Genomic DNA, 18,289 nt, shown 5'->3' with positions numbered 1-18,289 from the left:
GTCGGGAGCGCTCGTGCCAACCCCGACCGGCATCGCGATGTCGACCGATCAGGAGATCCGGCTACTCGCCGACGTCGCCGCACCGGCGCGCGCACGGCGTCTGATACCGGCCGCCGTCACTCGGTGAACGCCTCCCTCTTGAGCTGTCGGTTTGTCAGGTGAGTTCGAACCAGATGACGGTTGCTGTGGGGTCGCGGTGGAAGCCCCAGCGGGTGGCGAGGTCGTTGACGAGGAGGAGTCCTCGGCCGCCGGTGGCGTCCAGGTCGGAGTTCCTGACGCTGGGAATCTGCGCGGAGCCGGGGTCCTGGACGGTGATGATGACGCCGTGCGGGGTGAAGGCCACCGTGACGACGAACTCCCGTTGCGGGTCCCTCGGCTCGGGGGCGGCTGTTCCGGCGTCAGCCGATCGGGTGCCGGTTGGTTCGGTCTCGACCGGCCGGGTCTCGACCAGTCGAGTGTCGGTCGGCCCGCTGTCGGTCGGTTTGGTGGAGTGTTCGACGGCGTTGGTGGCCAGCTCGCTGGTTAGGAGCATGGCGTCGTCGCGGAGCGGGTGGTCGTCGCCGAGGATGTCGGCGACGAAGGCGCGGGCGTTTCTGACCTGGTCGGGGGTGGCCGGGAAGCGCTGGGAGATGACGGGGGTGTGGTTCGGCGTCGTTGACCAGCCGGGGATTCGGCCCGGGTAGGGCGGCCAGGTGGTGGCGGCCGGTGCGTCGGGGGCGTCGGTCGTCGTCCGGAATCGGTCAGTGAGCACTCCGGCGAGTGCGGACAGCAGTCGTGCGGTCATCTCGGTCACCTCCCTTGCCTCTCGTTGCCTGCGTTGTTTTCGGCGACCCCGAGGTCCTCGTCGGTTGTCTGGTGGGCTTGTTCGGGGTGGGGGTGGAAGTCCTCGATGTGCTGGATGCGGGCGGCGAGTTCGGCGGGGGTGTCGGCTTCGACGAGGCCGATGCGTTGCCGGTATCGGGTGGGGGAGAGTGCCCACCAGCGTCCGGTGGCGTGGCCGTACCAGGGACGCCAGTCGGGGAAGCGGAGCCTCAGGGTGCGCAGCGCGCGGGGGTCGTCGCCGGGTTCGTGCCGGAGGTGTTCCGCGTCCGCCTCTGCCTCGATGGGAGGTGCACTCATACCGTCACTCCCTTCCGGTGCGACTCGCGCCTGCCGGGCCGCATACCCGGCGGCGATTCACGCCCATACGGCGGGGAGGCAGGTCGCGCGTGGCGTCCCCGGCTGATGGGGGATTCCGTGAGGGGGTGGCTCGGCGGGCGCGGGGTCACGGTGGCCGGTGCGAGGGGCGCGGGTAGTCGGACGCACAGGCCGAGGCGACGCCGGGCCGTCATGCGGGTACGGACCTGGGCCGAGGTGGGCTGCTCCCACAGGTGCCCCGGCCGATGCGGCAGACTGACGGCGTCGTGCGCATACGGGGGATGACCGCACCAACGACAGCCGAGAGGCGAGGGCGGACGCTCGGCATGCCAACGGATACGGATGATCTTTATGGCTCTACTAGGGTTGAGCACAGTTTGCACCTCCGGTGTGCAGGCGAGGCTCTGCCAGGCGAAGCCACTCGCCTGGCAGAGCCGTTTTCTCTGGCGGTATCACCGGCCATGTCCGTGCCTTGGCTGGTGACGAAGGGTTTCCGTGTGAGGGGCGGTGCGTTTGTCAGGTGGGTTTGGTCACCTGCTTCGGCGCCCGATGTGCTTCACGGAGTTCGGCGTATCGGAACGCGGGACGCCCTGAACGGCTGCGCGCATGGACGGCATGCCCCTAACGGACGTTTCAGCCGATCTCCCACTCCGGCGATTCCGCCCGTCACGCCACACGACGGGTTCGCGCTGCACGAACAAGAGCATCGGTCCGTTGTGTTGATGCGCGTCCGTAGAGACCCAGCACCGCGGGCTTCCACTGGAGTCCGTTCGACAGCTGCTCCGACCGTCAGGTGACGGGAGTATCGGCCACTTCCACGCTCATCTCTCCTCACGGAAAGTGAAGTTATGAGTGCGGAGAGGTGTGGACATCAACGTCCTTGATACTTTGACGAGGAAGGGAGTCAAGAGAGTCAAGGCAGGTTACCGTGAGGCCATGACCTACTCAGACCCGACTGCGGAGAGTGTGGGAAAGCGCGTACGACGTGCGCGTAAGCGCCTGGGCATCACCCAGACCGAACTCGCCCGACGCGTCAGCCGAGCGCAGTCCTGGGTGTCCGGCGTCGAGAACGACAGCATCCCTCTTGACTCCATCGCGTTGATCAACACCGTTGCCCGAGTGTTGCGCGTGCACCCGAACGAACTCACCGCGCGCCCCTATCGGGGCGACACTCCCGCCGAGGATCGGGGACACTCTGCGATCCCCGAGATTCGCCGCCATCTGGAGCGCTACGACCTCGACCCCGAATGGGTCGGCGAAGTGCGGTCGCTGGACGCCCTCCGCGCCGCCGTCGAGCATGCCTGCTGGTTACGGCGAGAGGCCCGTTACACGGAACTGGCCGATGGGCTACCGGCTCTACTCTCCGAACTCCAGGCTGCGACTCATCTGTACACCGAGCCTGACCGGAGTACGGCGTTCGGGCTGCTCGCGTTCGTTTACCAGACGGCGGACTCGGTCACCTACAGCTTGGGATACGCCGATCTCTCTCTGATCGCCACCGGTCGAGTCCGTTGGGCCGCCGAACGCTCAGGGGATCGGTACCACGAGGTCGTATCCACATATCTGCGGATACGAAACTTGTGGTCCTCCAACTCGTGGAATGACGCGCTCACCGTGATCAACTCGGCCTGCGCGAGCATCGAGGACGAGTACGTCGCGGGTAAGCCTGAGGCTCTGGCCGTCTGGGGTGGCCTGCAACTGCGGGCCGCAGTCACCGCTGCCCGTAGGAACGACGCCGACGAGGCGTGGTCGCGGCATCGTCTCGCGGCCGAGGCGGTCACCCGGCTCGGTGCTCGACAGCGCACCAATTACTACGATCTATGCACCAACCAGCCCAACATCGACATTCATGGCGTCGCCGTTGCCGTCGAGCTCGGAGATGGGCCCAAGGCGGTAAGCCGGGGAGAAACGGTTCGGCTCCCGAAAGGCATGCAGTCCGGTCGCGTGGGACACCACCACCTTGACTACGCGCGAGGCCTACTGTGGTGCGGCAAGCGCGACGCCGCCCTGGCCGAACTTGAACGCGCCGAGAAAGCGGCACCTCAACTCGTCCGCAACCATCCAATGGCCCAGCAGGCTGTACGGACCTTGCTGGACCTGGAGCGGTACAGCTACCGGGAGCGGATCCGTCGGCTGGGAGTGCGGATGCACATCCTTTGAGACAGTTAATTGGTACGAGGAGAGGGTTATGGACCTGATCACTCCGGCGCTCGTCTGGCGCAAGAGCAGCCAGAGCGCTCAGCAGGACAACTGTGTGGAGACGGCAGAACTCCCCGACGGTGGCCGTGCCGTACGGGACAGTAAGGATCGGAACGGGCCGGTGCTGTGCTTCGCTGACACCGAATGGCAGATCTTCATCGGCGGTATCAAAAACGGATCCCTTAAGGTCTGATTTAGCCAGTGCTTCGGTCAGGTCCTCCAAAGCAACCAACCCATCGTTGCATGACCGGAGTTCACGGTCGTCTTGGAGCACCCTGCTCAAGGTGGCGCAGGAGTTCGCGAACATCTGCCAGGTCCAGGCCATAGTTGCCGACGGGTTCTTCGACAAGGTCTGCGAGCTGGCGCACCTCTGGGTCGTCCAGGATGCTGCCCATGAACTTCAGCTTTGCCTCAAGACGCAGCTGGACTACTTCGTCGATGGTGCCTTCTGCGACGAGAACGGTGACTTTGGTCTCCGTTTCAGGGGGCAAGCCCAAACGGTGGATGCGGTCAAGGCTTTGCAGGAACCGGCCGGCCATAAAGTCACGATCGATGTAGATTGCGTCGTGACAGACCTGGTGCAGGCTTATGCCTTCACCGAGGGTGGCTGGATTTGAGATCAGTACCATGCAGTCGGGATCTTCGCGAAATCGCCGGATCTCCTCGTCCCGGTCGGCTGTGCCGCCGTGGACGACGGCAGGGCAATGGGGGGAGAGAAGCTCGGCCAGGGTGGTGATGTTGCGCACGAAGGTCGTCCACACGATCGTCTTGCGGCCAGCTGCTGCGTTGGCGGCAACGATCTTAATGGCCTCCTCGAACTTGGGGGAGAGTTCGTAGCTGGGTAGGTCGCGCAGAAGCGCATAGAGAGAGTCTCCAGGTGTGGCCTCCAGTGGTGATGGCCCGTAGGCGAGCGGTTCGTACGGACTGCTGCCTTCGATCAGAAGCGCCGGGCTGGTTGCGGCCATGAGCAGGCGTAGCGCGGCCCGGCCGAGAGCTTCGATGTCGTCGCGGCATGCCTCAGCTCGTGCAGAGAAATTTCCCTTGAGTGCCTCATACACTTCCCGATGGATCGTCGGCAGACTGACATACCGGATTTTGGGCTCGAACGGCGGGAGGCCCAGTTCCCGCTTGGTGGTGCGGGTGAACAGCGGTCGCAGCACGGTGCTGGCATAGGCAAGGTCCCCGCCGCGTACGGCGTCAGAGACAACGCGTTTGCCGCGACCGGGCCAGACGAACGACAGCAGGTTCTCCAAGTCCCGAGCCCCGTTCGGAGCCGGAGTACCGGTGAGGATGAGCCGCCGAGCGGCGGCGGGCCCGAGTGCGAGACAGGCTGAACCGTAGGTTCCGTTGGCTCCAAGCTTCATGCGGTGGGCCTCATCGAGCACCAGCATCGATGGTGCATCACCCAGCCAAGATGCAAGTTTTGGGACAACCCGGGACAGGCGCTCATAGTTGACCAGCAGCACTTCGGTGCCGTAGTCGGGAGTGCGGCTCATTACAGCGGTGCGCGGAGGCGTGCAAAAGCAGAGCTGGCTTTCCGTCAGCCAGGCCTCGTAAGCGGACTTGGGGCCGACAACGAGGAGCCGCTTGGCCAGGCCCTGTTCGCGCATGGCGGCGTAGACGGCGAGTGAGACGCGGGTTTTGCCAGCACCGGGGACGCTGAAATTCGCGCCGTGGCCGAGCGATAGCAGCCGTGCGGCATCACGGAGCTGGAAAGGGGTGAGGTCTCCGATCCAGCTTTCACCAAGCAACGCCAGCACGTCGTCCGGCGCTATCGCGCCTTGGTTTACATCTGTGCCGCTGCGGAGTGTCTGCTCGGCCCGCTCGGCGTCGTCGAGGACGCCGTTGACGAGCTGGAGAAGCGCGTCTTCCCACTCGACGCCGTCGTGGTGCCAGGAGCCAAGCTCGATGAGGCGGTCGAGGAAGTCATCAAGGTCGAATTCCCCCACCAGCGGTCCACGCTGGCCGCCTGGGGCGATGCGTGAGGCGAGGGACGCGAAATCTTGCTCGTGCCCGGGTACGGTGCGCAGGACCACTCGGGTTCGCGAGACGTCGAATGCGATCCGCAGCGACGGCTCCGTTTGTGTCACCGTCACTGCTGCCTCCCCACAGCCTTCTTGAGCCATGTCAAGCCCTCTCCTGGGAGGGGCACGCTCTTGCCGGCCTCAATGGCAACGCGCTCCATGATGGTGCGCAGCTGTAGTAGGGCGTCGTCGAACGCGTCTTCGTCCAGACTCCCGTTGCCGCGGGCGAGGACGAGGTCGGTCACACACTGCTCCAGGTCCTTGCATGCGGCAGTGACGCGGTCGGGAGCAGCGAGACGCTTTTTGCGGAGTCGGCCGTCCTTGCCCGCGAACTCCAGCGCCTCTTCGAAGACATCGTGTACGCGCTCAAAGACATCGGCTGCTGCTTCCTTCTCCTTAGCAGTTGCGGCGGAGCCTGTCGCCTTGACAGCTTTGGCCCGCAAGAGGGAGTCAGTGAGCGCCTTGGCTGCAGTGACCCTCGCGCCGGCAGCTTGGACAGTGCGGCCAAGGCCAGGGATGGCTACAGCTGCGGTTTCCTGTGCGGGTGCGGGCCTGAATTCCGTGGGCAGTCGCTGATCCAGGAAACGCTCGTGGAAGTCGGGCTCGATGAACCGGACATCTGTCTTGGCGAACCCGAGCACGATGGCCGCGAGTCGTCCCTCTTTCATCAGGTCGGCCCGCTCCCGGTTACGCGCGGATTCGGTGTTGTATGTGCGGTAGAGCTCAAAGAACCTCTCCTTTGCGTCCTCAAAATCCATGAGCCGTAGCGAGGCAGTGCTGGTAGCACTGCGGTTGAGAAGATCCCGCAACTGGGCCAGGATCCACAGGTCACGGTCACATGCCGGTGTCGTGGTGTGGAAGTTCCGGGCGATTGCCGACAGAGGCTTGCCGAGCTTCACCTGCTCCTCCAGGGCGAGCAGATGGTTGATGTAGGAGTAGTCCCGTCGGGTATCCGGGCGCAACTGGAGGGAGAGCTCAACAGCGTGAATGTCGCTCCACGTGCAGCTCTCAGGCAGGACGCCGACCCGCATACTGGGCCGCCCGAGTTCTTTGAGGGCGGCGCGGCGGGTGTTGCCGTTAACGAGGATAGCGTCGCGGGTGATCAGCCCCGGTTCGTTCTGCTGGTACTCACGCAGGCTTTCTGTCAGCTCCTCGAAGGCCTTGTCGGTCATGGAGGGGTCGGCCGGCAATGCCTTCAGCAAGAAGTGGAGGTAATCCTGGCTCTCAGGGCTCCAAGGATCTTCGTCCAGTGCCCGGTCGCGAGCCGGGTCGTAGGCGCGCTGGGCGCGGATACGGTGCGTGCCGGGGTTGTAGCGCAGAACCTCGACTGGCATGTCAATGACCTCGACATGGGTTAGCTTTTCCCGCCATTCGACGGTCAGCGTCTCTGGGACCCCGCTCCCGTTGCGCAGCTCCTTCAGCCGCTGGGCCACAAGCCTGCGGTTGTCGGCAGCCTCGCGGGGCTGGCCGAAATCAATCGACATGTGAGTGCTCCTTCAAGTGGGTAAAAATGATTAGAAAGCCGGCAGGGGTGGCACCGGCAAACGGGTTTCGGTGCCCGCCCTGCGTGCGGCCTCGGAGAGCGAGGGCTACAGAAGCATGCCGCGGATCTCGGCGCGCGCCGCCGCTGGCAGAGTGCGGTAGACGCCCCAAAGCTTCTCGACCTCGTTGAAGCTACGAGCGTCCCGCTCTATCCAAGCGGACAGCATCTTGCGCTCGTATGCCGACAGCTGCGTCACTGCTACCTTAAGAGCGCTTAGATCACAGTTGGCGTCACGTCCGCCGACACGGCACCGGTTGCACTCAGTGACCAACTGCACTTCGGTGCCGCCACCGGGCAAATTGACCTGGCGCCGCGCGATGTCCAGATGAGAGGTGGCTCCGTAGTCGTCGGCGTACGCTTCACCGTTGCCGATGCCGCAGGTTCGGCACAGATAGTTGTCCTCCATCAGCACGGTACGGCGCTGTACGGCTCCCATGGATTCGGTCGCCTTGCGGCTTGCCATGCCGGGCTCCCACACTGGCAGCCCTTGCCGTACGAACCGGTGCTCTCTGGAATCGAGAGCTGGATCCTCCCGGTTGGTATCGATCTGCCACTCGTGGTCTCGCAACTCCCTCATACGGCGGTCAACCTGACTGACACCGTCGAACGCGGTTCGCAGCTGCTCCTTGGTAAACACGCTTCCGGTTCCGACCTCCTGCACTAACCACAGCGCCACGCGCTTCTTCGTGCCGAGTCCTTCGTCCGTCCAGGACGGTGTTGCCGTCATGCTCCTCGGATCCTCTCGTCTGCAACGCTATGACGGCCCTAGAGGCTGTCATCGAGCCGGTTTGACCAGCTCTTCTAGCGAAGCGCAAGTATCTGCATCACGGGAAGCTTTTCCTGTCCCTGCTGTGTCCCTTTTGTGCTGTGTCCCGACGTGTCCCTCTGGCGCGACAGAACCCCTCAAACTGTCACAGGCATCCGCCAAGATGGAACTGATACCCCAAAGGGACTTTAAGGAGTTGTTTGTGCCTCCACGTGGGCGAATGAAGCCCCTTCCATCCTCCCTTTTACCGGCACAGCGCGAACTTGCCCAGGTGGTGCGTACTCTGCTGCACGACGCGGGCGGGTCATTGCGCAGCATCGAGAAGCAGATTCACAGCTCCCGCTCCGTTCTCCACCGGCTCGCGTCGGGGCAGGTACAGAATCCCGACCTGGAGACGGTCTTCAAACTCCGCCGACTCGCGGAGCATAAGAAACCTGTTGGGACTGTGACCGAGAAGGACCTGCGAAACCTCATACAGCGAGTCTCGGACGAGAACCTGTGTGCCGCCGAAGGGCCGGCCGGGCATGCTGTTGCGCGCGCGGATGATGGGGCATCGGCGGCAACGGCAACCGGGATCGGTACTCCAGCCGTTGCGCCGGTCCCGGCCGCCGACGGGGACCGGCGCAACGGCGTGACGGCGGACGCGCTTTGGCCGGTTGACGAACTGGCGCTGCATCTAGACAGCGGCCGTTACGAGCATGCCGTTGGAATGTTGGACTATGCCGGCGGCAAGGCACCTGCGGTAGAGGCCGCCGCCGCGATTCAGGCGTGCCGGGGGCGAGGGCTTACTGAGGCCACGGATACGCTCCTCCGGAAGGTTGGTAGTAGGCCCGAAAAGGTCGTCTTAGCAGTAGTCAGCCATCTGATGGACCTCGGCAATGTCCCGGATGCCCGGGCAGTGGCACGAATCCGCTGCAGCGCTCAGGATGCATGAGCACTCCCGTTGCGAGCTTCCCCTCGCAGAAGGGACACGGTGCTGGAGGCCGAGGTTGCTCTGACGGCGCTGGTGGCTGAGTTAGTTGGAGTTGAAGCATCCCAGGATGGCGGCCTCACTGTGTGAGGTTGAGGGTATGGACGAGACGCTGACTGTCTTGCGGCTGGGCATGCCGTCGATGCTGACGTGTACGCTGCGCTCGACCAATCCGATCGAGCCGATGGTCTCGATCTGCTGTGACCATGCCGTCAACGTCAAGAGCTGGAAGAACGGGCAGACGGCGCTGCGATGGTGCGCGGCCGGCATGGCCGAGGCAGTCAAGTAGTTCCAGCGGGGCGACGCTTCCTGTACCTTCCTAAGCTCCAAGCTGCTCTGGCACGGCATGTTGCCCCCAGGAGACCGCCTCGGCCTGCTAACAACGAGCACATTGCCTGCCTACGGGGCTGTCCTTCAAGTTCCACGAACCGTGGGACATCCTCCTGCGAGATGCTCCTCCCCGATTGCGAAGTCGTTACCTGTTCACGCTACTCTCGCTCGCATGTTCGGTACCGGGATTCACAGCTGCAACTACCGCCGCTACGGCCGTGGCCAGCGCTTCGTGCTCCCAAAGCCGGATCACACGCCAGCCCGCAGCCTCAAGCGCCGAGTTCACGAGTTGGTCACGCTTCATGTTCCGGCGGAGCTTGGGCGTCCAGTACCACTCGTTAGTGGTCGGCTGCCGGCCATGTTCGGGACATACGTGCCAAAAGCAGCCGTCGACGAATACCACGATCTTCTTGGCGGTGAAGACGATGTCAGGCCTAACCCTCACCTCGCCAAGATCCAGCCGGAAATCCTTGCGATAGCGAAGGCCCATCCGGTGCAGTGCACGACGCAGCGCCACCTCCGGCTTGGTGTTCGAGCGCCGGTTCGCCTGCATGTTGCGCGACCGGCCCGGGTTCAGCGGCGCCGGGTAGAGACCACGTTCATGGGCCTGCTTCCTGGCTTGCGCTCTCTTGCTCTCTTCCATATTTGTCCCATTGAGCGTACGGCCGACGATCTCCTCCGTGAAGATACAGCCGTTAGCTGGCCTACCGCTTCCTCAGGACTACGAAAGGGATCCTTGTGACCGAGAACCACCTTCGCGTCACCGAGATTTTCGCCGACGCTGGCGGGCAGGTCCCTGGGCCGGAGGAAGCAGCGGGCGAGCTCACAGTTGCGGATACTGAATCAAGAGTGTCGCCATTAGAACGCGAGGATATGCTCGAGGTTGTCGAGATTTGCGCCGGCGCTGGAGGGCAGTCGCTCGGGCTGGAGCGCGCAGGATTCCGGCATGTGCTTGCAGTGGAACTTGACGGACAAGCTGCCGAGACGCTCCGCCACAATCTTGTAAAGGTCCTTGGGTACGACGAGAAGGAAGCCGCCGACACCGTCAAAGTCGGTGATGTTGCCTCTGAGATCTGGGACCCGGATGAATATCTTGGTGTCGATTTGCTCGCTGGAGGTGTGCCATGCCCTCCTTTTAGCATTGCAGGCAAGCAGCTGGGAGCCACTGACGAGCGGGACTTGTTCGCCTGGGCTGTAAAGCTTTGCGGTCGAATCAAGCCGAAAGCGCTTCTGCTTGAGAACGTTAAAGGTTTGAGCGGCAGCCGGTTTACAGCATATCGGCAGCGCGTACTCGACCAGCTGAGGGAGTATGGCTACATAACCGAGTGGAAGCTACTGAAAGCGGATCGCTATGGGGTTTCTCAGCTCCGGCCTAGATTTGTACTGATCGCGCTCAGGCCTGAATACGCGGAATACTTCGAATGGCCTGAGCCGCATGCAGAACCACCCCCCACAGTTGGTGAGTTGCTCAAGGATTTAATGGGGAAGGGCGATTGGTCCGAGGAGAAACTTGACGAATGGGTTCGGCAAGCAAACAAGATAGCCCCAACCATTGTCGGGGGCTCCAAGAAGCATGGGGGAGCTGACCTCGGTCCTTCGCGGGCTAAAGCCGCGTGGGAGGCGATGGGGGTTGACGCCAAGGGGGTAGCAGACGACCCTCCTGGCCCCACCAACCCGCGGGTGAAGGGTGTAAAGCACCCAATGCTTACCGTGGATATGGTTGCGCGCATTCAGGGTTGGTACGGCGAGGAGTTCGCTGAGTGGGAGTTTCAGGGAAAGAAGACCTCGAAGTACCGGCAAATCGGCAACGCCTTCCCGCCTCCGGTTGCGAAGGCCCTTGGCGTAGCGATTATAAAAGCTCTGCGGAAAGAAGGCGACCGGCGCATCCTGGTCGAGGAGACCAGCGCTGCCCTGGATCCTGTTTATAAGGTTCTGCTTGGCAGTAGTCGGGCGTTGACGGTTGAGCAGATCGTGGAACGACTAGCTGGTACGGAGGAGCCATTGGAGCAGCCAGAGGTGGAGCGGCACCTGAACCACCTCGGCCGTGATTTCGAGCTGATAGCAACTGAGCGCTCCAACGGCGATGTCGCATACAAGCTCGGTGATTTCAAGGCGTTCCTTGGGCAGGAGGGTCATCAGCGGCATGACCTGTTCAACAAAAACAGATCAAAGATCAGTTAACGCAACAGCTCGATGTCCCATTTCGACCAATTTCCTGCTAGAGGTTCGTATAGCGACAGGTCTGTGTGGCTTGTCCTGTAAGATCTTTTGAGTGACCGCCCCCTTCGCGAAGCAACTCCTGGGCTGGCTGCTGAACAAGAAGAAGCAGCTCCTCGTTCCTAACTCTGCTGACACCGACAGCGATCAGTCTGTTGCGCTGGCTGGGGAGGTTCTCAGCCAGCTTGGGGTTCAGGCAGGGGTTCCTACGGATGTTCCCGGTAATCCTGGTCTCGTTCTGGAAACCTTAGTTGAATCCGACATCGCTGTCCGGCTTGCAGAGCACTGGGCTGACAGGGCTTGGGTTGTCAAACGTGGCAGGATCGTCACTAACTTCGCTCAGTATGAACACCTTCGTGTAGTTGATAGCCTTGTGAAGGATGATCCAACACTTGCTGTCACCATTGGCCGTGACTATCTGATCAAGCCTGATGTTACGGTGGGCATTGCTGATCCGAGCGGAGGTTCGCCGTTCCTTCACGCCGCGATTTCCTGCAAGTGGACAATCCGATCTGACCGCGTACAGAATATTCGCCACGAATTCAATCAGATGATCCGGCACAGGCGTGGACGCCAGCCTCATCTCGTCACGGTGACGGCTGAGCCGCTTCCAAGTCGTCTCCAAGCCATTGCCCGCGGTACTGGTGAAGTCGATGCCGTTTACCACATCGCTTATGACGCACTTTCCTCTGCGGTTCAGAACGTCGGTAACCAGGTCCAGCAAGCAGCATGGAACGAATGTACTCAGCAAGGTCGTGTGCTCAACTACGCCACCCTCGTGCCCACACTCTCTACTTGGTAAATGCGCTGCACAGCATTTCTTGTCAGCGTTAGCGTGGACCGCCTAATTTTTCGGGAAGAACTGGCTTCCCTCTAGCTCTTTGGTCAGGACGATAATCGGTTCGTCGCCGAGCCGAGCTAGGGTAACCGTGCACTCATGGAACTCAGGTGAGTGAGGTGCGGTTTTTCCTTCCAATCGACAAACGATCAACTCAGGTTGGATTTCTGTCCTGCGCAGGGAAGGGCATGAAATGAGGGACGTAATGACGCCAAGTGTCAATGAATCCTGTGGTTCGACACGATAGATAATAGTCGGGAAGCAGTAAATTCAACCAGCTTTGAACCAAAAAATGTGTGAAGAGATATGTCGCTTCAGGGAGGACGATCAATGAACGTATTTCATCCCGATTCGCGGGCCTGGAGAACACAGATGGCTTTGATGAGCTGACCTGCGCGAAGGGGACAACAGCGTAGTTTCCGCAGGATGCGCCAGGTCTTCAGCACCGCATTGGCGCGCTCGCCAGGGCCCCGGAGCTTGGCGTGGGCGGAGTTGGCCGCCTTCTGCGAGGCAGGCTTCTTCCTCCCTTTGTACGGCACCAGCACCCGCTGACCAGCGCCGATGTAGGTCTTATCGGCAAGGGTGATCAGTCCGGCGCTCTCCAGACGCCGGATGATGCCCCAGATCCGCGCCGCCGTCAGGTCGTGCACCGCCCCTGGAAGGGAGCCCGACGTCCACAGCGGTGTGCCGTCCGGAGCGGCGACGATCTGGACGTTCATGCCGTGATGATGGTGTTTGCCGGAGTAGTACGGCCGATCGGCGGCGACCCGGTCGATCGGGATGAGCGTGCCGTCCAAAACGACGAAGGCGTATCCGGCGCGCTTGGCCGCGCGCAGCGCCTGATCCAGCGTGGGCGAACGCCGCGCGAGCAGGGCCACGGCCTCGTGAACGTAGCGCCAGGCCGTGGCCGCCCCGACGCCGAATCCGGCCGCGACCTCGGCGAACGTCTCTCCCTTGCGCGGGTGGACCAGGACCAGCAGGGTCTGCTGCCCGGGGTTGAGTCGGCGCCAGGTCGAACCGATCGAGGTTCGATGACGGCGGATCACCCCGGCAAGGTAGGTCAGGGTCCGACGTGACAAGGGCAGCGCAGCACGATAGAACAGCAACTCGAAGCCTCTGGTTACAGGTTGATCTTGGTCGACAACCCTTATACCAGGGGCTTCTCTACGTCAGGGCCGAACCCAGCGGCCCACAGCGAGCTCACGACCTGCGACACCAGGTTGAAATCAGCTCAATGCATGAAAGATCTCTTCCGAAGTGAGGGATCCGCTTTTAAAGTCGGCCAACAGGTCGAACAATGCGGCGGCATGAACCACCGGTTTGGGCGGAAGTCCCGCTGTCGTGGAGTTCTTCGGTGGCCTCGCGCAGTTCGTCATCCTGTCGCCAGCTTTGGCTTGCCACGCTGGGTAATTGCTCGGGATCGAAGGCCGGGCGAGACCACTGGCTCATCTCCTCGGCCAGTTCGGAGCACAGCCCGTGGTCCTGTGCTAGCGCATGCCTGAGTAGGGCGAGTGTCCAACTAGCCCTGCGGACTTGTCGGTTCAGCTCCAATAACCGCAAATATGTCGTAGTCGTTGATTACGGTTCTATCGGACAGGCTGATCACTCCGACCCACCCCACCCCCGGGAGGCGGCACATGGCGGTGACAACTTCGCAGGACGTCCTCAAGCTCTTCAAGGTCACAAGCCTCGCAGAGGCGGTGTTTCAGCGCTGGATATCCGACACGAGTAAGGCAGAGGTTGTCCCGCACGTAATGGAACATCGCACATCGGTCGTCTACGACCTGACGCCGGCCAGTGTAGAGAGTGTCTGCAGGGCGACAGCTCATGCTCTTGGAAACGTAAAACGTGTGGTAGCTGAACGCGAGAGGGCCATCGTTGACTGGCACCCGCCGTTTGCCTTCACTCACACGCTCCACTATGCGCTGGAGACGTTGGGACACCTGCCAACCTGGCAAGAGTTCTCTGTCTTCGCTCGTGATGATGCCAAGGGCCACCACATGCTATGGGGCCCGGCGATCAGGGTAGCCAGCGACGTACATCATGCGTGGGGCGGGCCGAGTTGGGATGACGCTTGGGACGGAGTCCGCTGGCGGGTGGGAAACGCCTACTACTCCTTCTTGCGGGAGATCTACGTTGTCGCCCACCTGCGTGCTAGCGGCTTGGATGTTCGGGTCCATCCGCTCGCGGACGCTCTGTTCCGTGTCGACTTCTGGTCTGGTCGCACGGCATGCAGCCTTTTGATCAAGAATGCCAAGTTCAAGGAGGGCGACCAGGGCCGAAAAATTCCGACCGATCGGATCTTGGAAGGAGCCGAGCCGGGGTTCCGCTTCCACAAGATTCAGCTCGAACCGGCAACTGAGTTCGGTGTTGTCCGTCTGCCCAGCTCGGAGGACATCCATCGAGTCGCGGATGTCCTCCGAGCATCACCATGATGTCGAACAGTGCGGCGGCCTGAACCGCTGATTCGGACGGAAGCCCGCCGTCGTGGAGTTCTGAGACCGCCTCGCGTGGCTCGTCGCCCCATCGCCAACTGCGGTCGGCCACGCCGGGGAAGTGCTCAGGGTTGGCGGCCGGATGAGACCATCGGTGTTCATCTCCTCGGCCAGTGCAGAGGATGACCCATGCTCCTGGGCCGACGCGTGCCCGAGTAGGGCGAGTGTCCGGTCGGCCTTGTGGGTCGGCGTCGGCGCTGATGCTTGGCCGAGGTCTTCACCCAGCACGACGGTGCGGAGCTTCTGCGCTGGGAGTAGCGCGGTGGTGTCGGTGCACGGCCTCATGCATTGTTGCGCGTGCGGGATAGCCGCTGATCACGAACAGCCTGGTTGTCGAACACCAAGTGATCTCCAACCATGTGGAGTTTGATGAATTATGCAGTTGGCGACCTTGAGGGCGACATGTGCATATTTGACTGAATCCGGTATCCCTTGCCGGAAAATCTGACAGATATAAACACGTCTTGTGCGTGAATGGTCTCAGGTGATCCGCTATGTTTGCGAGCTTGGCTATCGCCTGTTTTTTGTTTCATGATCTTTATGTGAGGTAGCGACATCTTTGCCTTCGGCCAGCTCACCCGAGCAAACGGAATCGACCCCCGTGGTTTGACCTATGCCGTGATCGATCTGGAGACAACGGGGCTTAACCCTGCACGCGGCTCGCGGATCTGTGAGGTAGGCATCGTTCGGATGCGCGGGGACGGCGTGGTCCTTGACGAATACTCCACACTCGTCGACCCCGGTATGCGAATCACCAACGACGAGTATCACGGCATTACGAACGCCGACGTCAAAGGTGCCCCGACCTTCGAGCAGGTCGCCGGCGACGTACTTGCTTATATCAGCGGAACGATCGTCGTCGGCCACAACCTGGAATTCGAAGACAAGTTCCTCACAGCCGAGTTCGGTCGCCTCGGGATCAACCTTCCCGCGATCCCGGGCCTGTGCACGCTGGTGATGTCTCGAATGCATCTTGACCTGTACGGCTACCGCCTCGATGAGATTGCCAACCTGGTCACCGGTGAGTGGCCCCGCGCCGCACACTCCGCGCTTGGCGACGCTCGAACGTTGGCATTGACTCTGTCGAAGTTCATCTCTGAGGCGCCGCAGCGTCTCGCCTGGGCCGGTGGGGCGCCGGTTCCTCTGCCGCCGTATCCCCGAACTGGATTTATCGCCCCTCGCGCCGCAGGACTACGAAGGGGTACGGAGGGTTGGCTGGCCACGCTGACCGCTCGTTTACCTCTCATGGCGCAATCACCCATGCCTCGCCCGCAGGGGGTGGCGGAATACCAGGCCATGCTTGGTCACGCGCTCGCCGACGGTCGCATCGTGGGAGAGGAGGCCGGACAGCTCGCGGTGCTCGCGGCACGGGCGGGCCTGACCCAGACAACCGCGCGTCAAGTACATGAACACTTCCTCGCCACCGTACGCGCCCGAGCCGAGGCAGACGGGATAGTGACCCCCGTTGAACTCAAGGAGCTCCAGCGCGCGGCGAAGGAACTCGCAGCCTCTCACTTGATCAGCGACCTGGAGGAGGTCGCCAGGGCCGACCGGGCGAAGAAGAACGGACCGCTCAAGGGGTGGCGCCTTCTGCCGGTGGGGGACGCCTCCGGCGAGGTTATGGACTTCGCGGTCACAAACGGAGCCACAGCCGCGGTCAACGTGACCAAGACCGTTCGTTTGGTGATCGCTGCCGATGCGGCTGACGATCCGCGTGTGATGAAGGCGCTGGCCGAGGGAATCCGGGTGGTCACTCCAGAACAGGCGCTGGAGATTCTGCAGGCTGAGATCAGTGCCAAGCGTGGGGGGTTGTTCGCCAACTCCGAGGGACAGGTGCTGTCGGAGCAGTTGACGGCCGAACGTGAGCAGCAAGCCCGAGCGGGACGCCCGGAGTGGCATGAGGCTTGGCGTCGACGGGAGCTGAGCCCTGCCGATTACAGGAAGGAGTTCGTCGAGCGCCACACCGAGTGGGACAGGACTCCGAGGGGTGAGCGTGTCGCTCACGTTTCTGTACAGCCGCAGCCCTCTCCTCGTGCCCAACGCGCAAACAAGACGGCGGCTAAGCAGGGTGGCTGCGCAGGCGTCCTGCTTGTCGTCGGAGGAGTCGGTGCAGTACTTGCCGAAGTCCTACGTCAGATCGTCGTCTAAACGGCGCGGCTTTCGGCCAGAGGTGTGATTAAGACCCACCCGATCTCCGGTCGGCAACCAGAAGTCGTTGCCGGGCAGTGCGATCCTGGACGCTTGGAGCCGAGAAAGCCGCCGGCCCTGCTCGTTGGCGACATGGTCAGACTTCGTCGTGCAGGCTGATGGTGAATGCCAGGCCGTCGCCGTAGTCGAGGTTCAGCTGCAGATGGGACTTCATTGCTTCGAAGTCGCTGAAATCGACGACGTCGCGGCTGTAACGGAACAGCGAGAACACCGCCGACCTGTCATGCCGTACGTCGCGGGCGAGGGTGCGAGCCGCGGCGAGCACGGCCAACAGACGGCCTCCTCATCCTGGGGTATGCCGGTGCGAGTGGTGTCCTCGTCGGTCCATGCCACGGCGTCGGCCCACGCGGCGGCTGTGAACGTGACGGGGAGGTGGCCGAGTTCGGTGCGGAGCGCCTGGGGGACTTCGACGAGGGCGCCGTTAGCGATGGCGTCGGCGCGGTTTCGGCGCCCGGCGAACTGCGGGTCATCTTACGCCGGAGTGATGCACTCGATGCGGACGCCGTTCAGGATGACGTCCTGTGCGGCGTCCCGAGCACGGCCGGTGTTTCGGGCGATCGTGTATGACGTCCCCCAGGAGCCCTGAACGGTGCTGCGGACAGTCCATCCGGGGCCACGGTGCCGAGTTTCCGTGCCGTGGTAGGTGACGGTGCTGCCGGTCGGCGCGTACGCCTCGTGGGGGATAACCGAGACGACGATAGCGCTGCTGAAAGCAGCGCTGAGCAGTTCACCTTCTGCGCACATGCCGTCTTGGCCGATGCGACAGGAATAGCAGAAGCGAACGTGATGGCCCAGTTCGGACTGGGCGATGTCTGCGGCGGTCCGGGCGGTGATGGCTGCGGCGCGTGGATCGGTTGTCGCGGATTCATCTGGGATGACCTGGATCTCGTTGCTGGTCATGTGGCTCTCTCCCTAACATCGTCTGGCTATGCAGACGATGTTAGGGAGAGAGCTGAAACTTTGTCTGAGAGAACGGACAAAGAAAAAGGGTCTCGTTCAAAGACGAGACCTGGCGACTGCCTTTTCGGCTTCGGCCCTCCACCTGCGCCCTGCCCCGGTCGGTCGGCCTCCCAGGCACGCCACTCCGCTTCCCGCTCCGGCAGCCAGCCCTTCACCGCCAGCCTGCCCTCCCCGATCTCCGCGTCCGGCTTTGGATACGGATGCGTCTCCGCGTACCGGTCCAGCCACTTCGTTATCGTGCCCGGCGACACCTCGAACCACGCCGCGACACCGGCCACACCCACATAGCGGACTACCGCCAACCCCTCACTCCGCTGTCCACTCACGCGGACAAAGTAACCCAAGGGTGGCCGCCCATCGACCGTCCCACTCGGTAATGGCCGAGTGCATGTCGCCGCTGGTGGTCAGAGGTCATGAGATAGTGACCGTACGTGATCAGGGTTGTGATTCCGTAATCGGCCAGGCATGACCACTCTTCCCGTCAGCATGATTCTCGATCCGGTGGCCACGATTGGGACCATGCGGGCTACGGGCCCGTCAGTCGTCCCGAGACGTGGATTTCCGTTGTGAAGTGCAGCCAGTGGTGCCGACGACCCCAGGGA

Annotated in this window: 17 protein-coding genes; 8 read left to right on the top strand and 9 right to left on the bottom strand. The window is 62.5% G+C overall.

The genetic code is table 11. The features are described from left to right. Positions 1 to 154: 154 nt before the first annotated feature. Positions 155 to 784 carry an ATP-binding protein gene (locus ACIBH4_RS07115; protein ID WP_362764231.1) on the bottom strand — a complete coding sequence of 210 codons (630 nt, stop codon included), beginning with the start codon at positions 782 to 784 and terminating at the stop codon, positions 155 to 157. Between the two features lie 5 nt (positions 785 to 789). Next, positions 790 to 1,119 (bottom strand): hypothetical protein, encoded by a 330-nt coding sequence (locus tag ACIBH4_RS07110; RefSeq protein ID WP_362764233.1) that lies wholly within the window; start codon positions 1,117 to 1,119, stop codon positions 790 to 792. Between the two features lie 954 nt (positions 1,120 to 2,073). Between ACIBH4_RS07110 and ACIBH4_RS07105 the strand changes: the two genes are divergently transcribed. Both ACIBH4_RS07105 and ACIBH4_RS07100 read left to right on the top strand, forming a co-directional pair. Further along, positions 2,074 to 3,297, top strand: a complete 1,224-nt coding sequence (locus tag ACIBH4_RS07105) for a helix-turn-helix transcriptional regulator (protein ID WP_362764236.1) — start codon at positions 2,074 to 2,076, stop codon at positions 3,295 to 3,297. 28 nt (positions 3,298 to 3,325) lie between these two features. Further along, the gene (locus tag ACIBH4_RS07100) at positions 3,326 to 3,529 is read left to right on the top strand and encodes a DUF397 domain-containing protein (protein WP_362764238.1); all 204 of its coding nucleotides are present in this window, start codon (positions 3,326 to 3,328) and stop codon (positions 3,527 to 3,529) included. A gap of 61 nt (positions 3,530 to 3,590) precedes the next feature. On the opposite strand, the gene ACIBH4_RS07095 is transcribed toward ACIBH4_RS07100, so the two are convergent. From ACIBH4_RS07095 to ACIBH4_RS07085, 3 genes are all read right to left on the bottom strand, one after another. Continuing rightward, positions 3,591 to 5,432 (bottom strand): DEAD/DEAH box helicase, encoded by a 1,842-nt coding sequence (locus tag ACIBH4_RS07095; RefSeq protein ID WP_362764241.1) that lies wholly within the window; start codon positions 5,430 to 5,432, stop codon positions 3,591 to 3,593. Next, positions 5,429 to 6,844 (bottom strand): transcriptional regulator, encoded by a 1,416-nt coding sequence (locus ACIBH4_RS07090; protein ID WP_362764244.1) that lies wholly within the window; start codon positions 6,842 to 6,844, stop codon positions 5,429 to 5,431. Before ACIBH4_RS07090 ends, ACIBH4_RS07095 begins: the two co-directional genes overlap by 4 nt. Before the next feature lie 105 nt (positions 6,845 to 6,949). Next, entirely contained in the window at positions 6,950 to 7,630 is a 681-nt protein-coding gene (locus tag ACIBH4_RS07085; protein WP_362764246.1) for a hypothetical protein, read from the bottom strand. Positions 7,631 to 7,976: 346 nt separating this feature from the next. Between ACIBH4_RS07085 and ACIBH4_RS07080 the strand changes: the two genes are divergently transcribed. Together ACIBH4_RS07080 and ACIBH4_RS07075 are read left to right on the top strand one after the other, a co-directional pair. Next, positions 7,977 to 8,603 carry a hypothetical protein gene (locus ACIBH4_RS07080; RefSeq protein ID WP_362764249.1) on the top strand — a complete coding sequence of 209 codons (627 nt, stop codon included), beginning with the start codon at positions 7,977 to 7,979 and terminating at the stop codon, positions 8,601 to 8,603. Between the two features lie 136 nt (positions 8,604 to 8,739). Beyond that, a complete protein-coding gene (locus ACIBH4_RS07075) occupies positions 8,740 to 8,928 on the top strand; it encodes a hypothetical protein (RefSeq protein ID WP_399171604.1) in 189 nt (62 codons plus the stop codon). A 186-nt stretch (positions 8,929 to 9,114) separates the two neighbouring features. On the opposite strand, the gene ACIBH4_RS07070 is transcribed toward ACIBH4_RS07075, so the two are convergent. Then, on the bottom strand, positions 9,115 to 9,612 hold the full coding sequence (locus ACIBH4_RS07070) for a very short patch repair endonuclease (RefSeq protein WP_362764252.1): 498 nt from the start codon (positions 9,610 to 9,612) through the stop codon (positions 9,115 to 9,117). 95 nt (positions 9,613 to 9,707) lie between these two features. Here ACIBH4_RS07070 and ACIBH4_RS07065 point away from each other — a divergent pair, with 95 nt between their 5' ends. After that, complete coding sequence (locus ACIBH4_RS07065) at positions 9,708 to 11,150, top strand: DNA (cytosine-5-)-methyltransferase (RefSeq protein WP_362764255.1); 1,443 nt, start codon at positions 9,708 to 9,710, stop codon at positions 11,148 to 11,150. 91 nt (positions 11,151 to 11,241) lie between these two features. Beyond that, positions 11,242 to 11,988: an NgoMIV family type II restriction endonuclease gene (locus tag ACIBH4_RS07060; protein WP_362764258.1), complete on the top strand. Its 747-nt coding sequence runs from the start codon at positions 11,242 to 11,244 to the stop codon at positions 11,986 to 11,988. Positions 11,989 to 12,365: 377 nt separating this feature from the next. Here ACIBH4_RS07060 and ACIBH4_RS07055 read toward each other — a convergent pair whose 3' ends face one another. Next, positions 12,366 to 13,130: a transposase family protein gene (locus ACIBH4_RS07055; protein ID WP_362764261.1), complete on the bottom strand. Its 765-nt coding sequence runs from the start codon at positions 13,128 to 13,130 to the stop codon at positions 12,366 to 12,368. Positions 13,131 to 13,661: 531 nt separating this feature from the next. On the opposite strand from ACIBH4_RS07055, the gene ACIBH4_RS07050 reads away from it, so the two are divergent. Both ACIBH4_RS07050 and ACIBH4_RS07045 read left to right on the top strand, forming a co-directional pair. Continuing rightward, positions 13,662 to 14,459 (top strand): hypothetical protein, encoded by a 798-nt coding sequence (locus ACIBH4_RS07050; RefSeq protein WP_362764264.1) that lies wholly within the window; start codon positions 13,662 to 13,664, stop codon positions 14,457 to 14,459. Between the two features lie 666 nt (positions 14,460 to 15,125). Continuing rightward, entirely contained in the window at positions 15,126 to 16,667 is a 1,542-nt protein-coding gene (locus ACIBH4_RS07045) for a 3'-5' exonuclease (protein ID WP_362764267.1), read from the top strand. A 136-nt stretch (positions 16,668 to 16,803) separates the two neighbouring features. Here ACIBH4_RS07045 and ACIBH4_RS07040 read toward each other — a convergent pair whose 3' ends face one another. Together ACIBH4_RS07040 and ACIBH4_RS07035 are read right to left on the bottom strand one after the other, a co-directional pair. Further along, positions 16,804 to 16,998 carry a hypothetical protein gene (locus ACIBH4_RS07040; protein WP_362764270.1) on the bottom strand — a complete coding sequence of 65 codons (195 nt, stop codon included), beginning with the start codon at positions 16,996 to 16,998 and terminating at the stop codon, positions 16,804 to 16,806. Positions 16,999 to 17,198: 200 nt separating this feature from the next. Continuing rightward, positions 17,199 to 17,627, bottom strand: coding sequence for a hypothetical protein (locus tag ACIBH4_RS07035; RefSeq protein ID WP_362764273.1), 429 nt, complete (start codon positions 17,625 to 17,627; stop codon positions 17,199 to 17,201). Positions 17,628 to 18,289: the final 662 nt, after the last annotated feature.

Origin of the sequence: Streptosporangium sp. NPDC050284 (assembly GCF_044459525.1) — a bacterium.
Lineage (GTDB): Bacteria > Actinomycetota > Actinomycetes > Streptosporangiales > Streptosporangiaceae > Streptosporangium.
The sequence above is the reverse complement of the archived record's forward strand: the minus strand, read 5'-3'. Positions and strand labels throughout refer to the sequence as shown.

Coding starts and splice junctions, on each gene's coding strand:
- ACIBH4_RS07115 (WP_362764231.1), bottom strand. CDS start 784: ATGACCGCACGACTGCTGTCCGCACTCGCCGGAGTGCTCACTGACCGA.
- ACIBH4_RS07110 (WP_362764233.1), bottom strand. CDS start 1,119: ATGAGTGCACCTCCCATCGAGGCAGAGGCGGACGCGGAACACCTCCGG.
- ACIBH4_RS07105 (WP_362764236.1), top strand. CDS start 2,074: ATGACCTACTCAGACCCGACTGCGGAGAGTGTGGGAAAGCGCGTACGA.
- ACIBH4_RS07100 (WP_362764238.1), top strand. CDS start 3,326: ATGGACCTGATCACTCCGGCGCTCGTCTGGCGCAAGAGCAGCCAGAGC.
- ACIBH4_RS07090 (WP_362764244.1), bottom strand. CDS start 6,844: ATGTCGATTGATTTCGGCCAGCCCCGCGAGGCTGCCGACAACCGCAGG.
- ACIBH4_RS07085 (WP_362764246.1), bottom strand. CDS start 7,630: ATGACGGCAACACCGTCCTGGACGGACGAAGGACTCGGCACGAAGAAG.
- ACIBH4_RS07075 (WP_399171604.1), top strand. CDS start 8,740: ATGGACGAGACGCTGACTGTCTTGCGGCTGGGCATGCCGTCGATGCTG.
- ACIBH4_RS07070 (WP_362764252.1), bottom strand. CDS start 9,612: ATGGAAGAGAGCAAGAGAGCGCAAGCCAGGAAGCAGGCCCATGAACGT.
- ACIBH4_RS07050 (WP_362764264.1), top strand. CDS start 13,662: ATGGCGGTGACAACTTCGCAGGACGTCCTCAAGCTCTTCAAGGTCACA.
- ACIBH4_RS07035 (WP_362764273.1), bottom strand. CDS start 17,627: ATGACCAGCAACGAGATCCAGGTCATCCCAGATGAATCCGCGACAACC.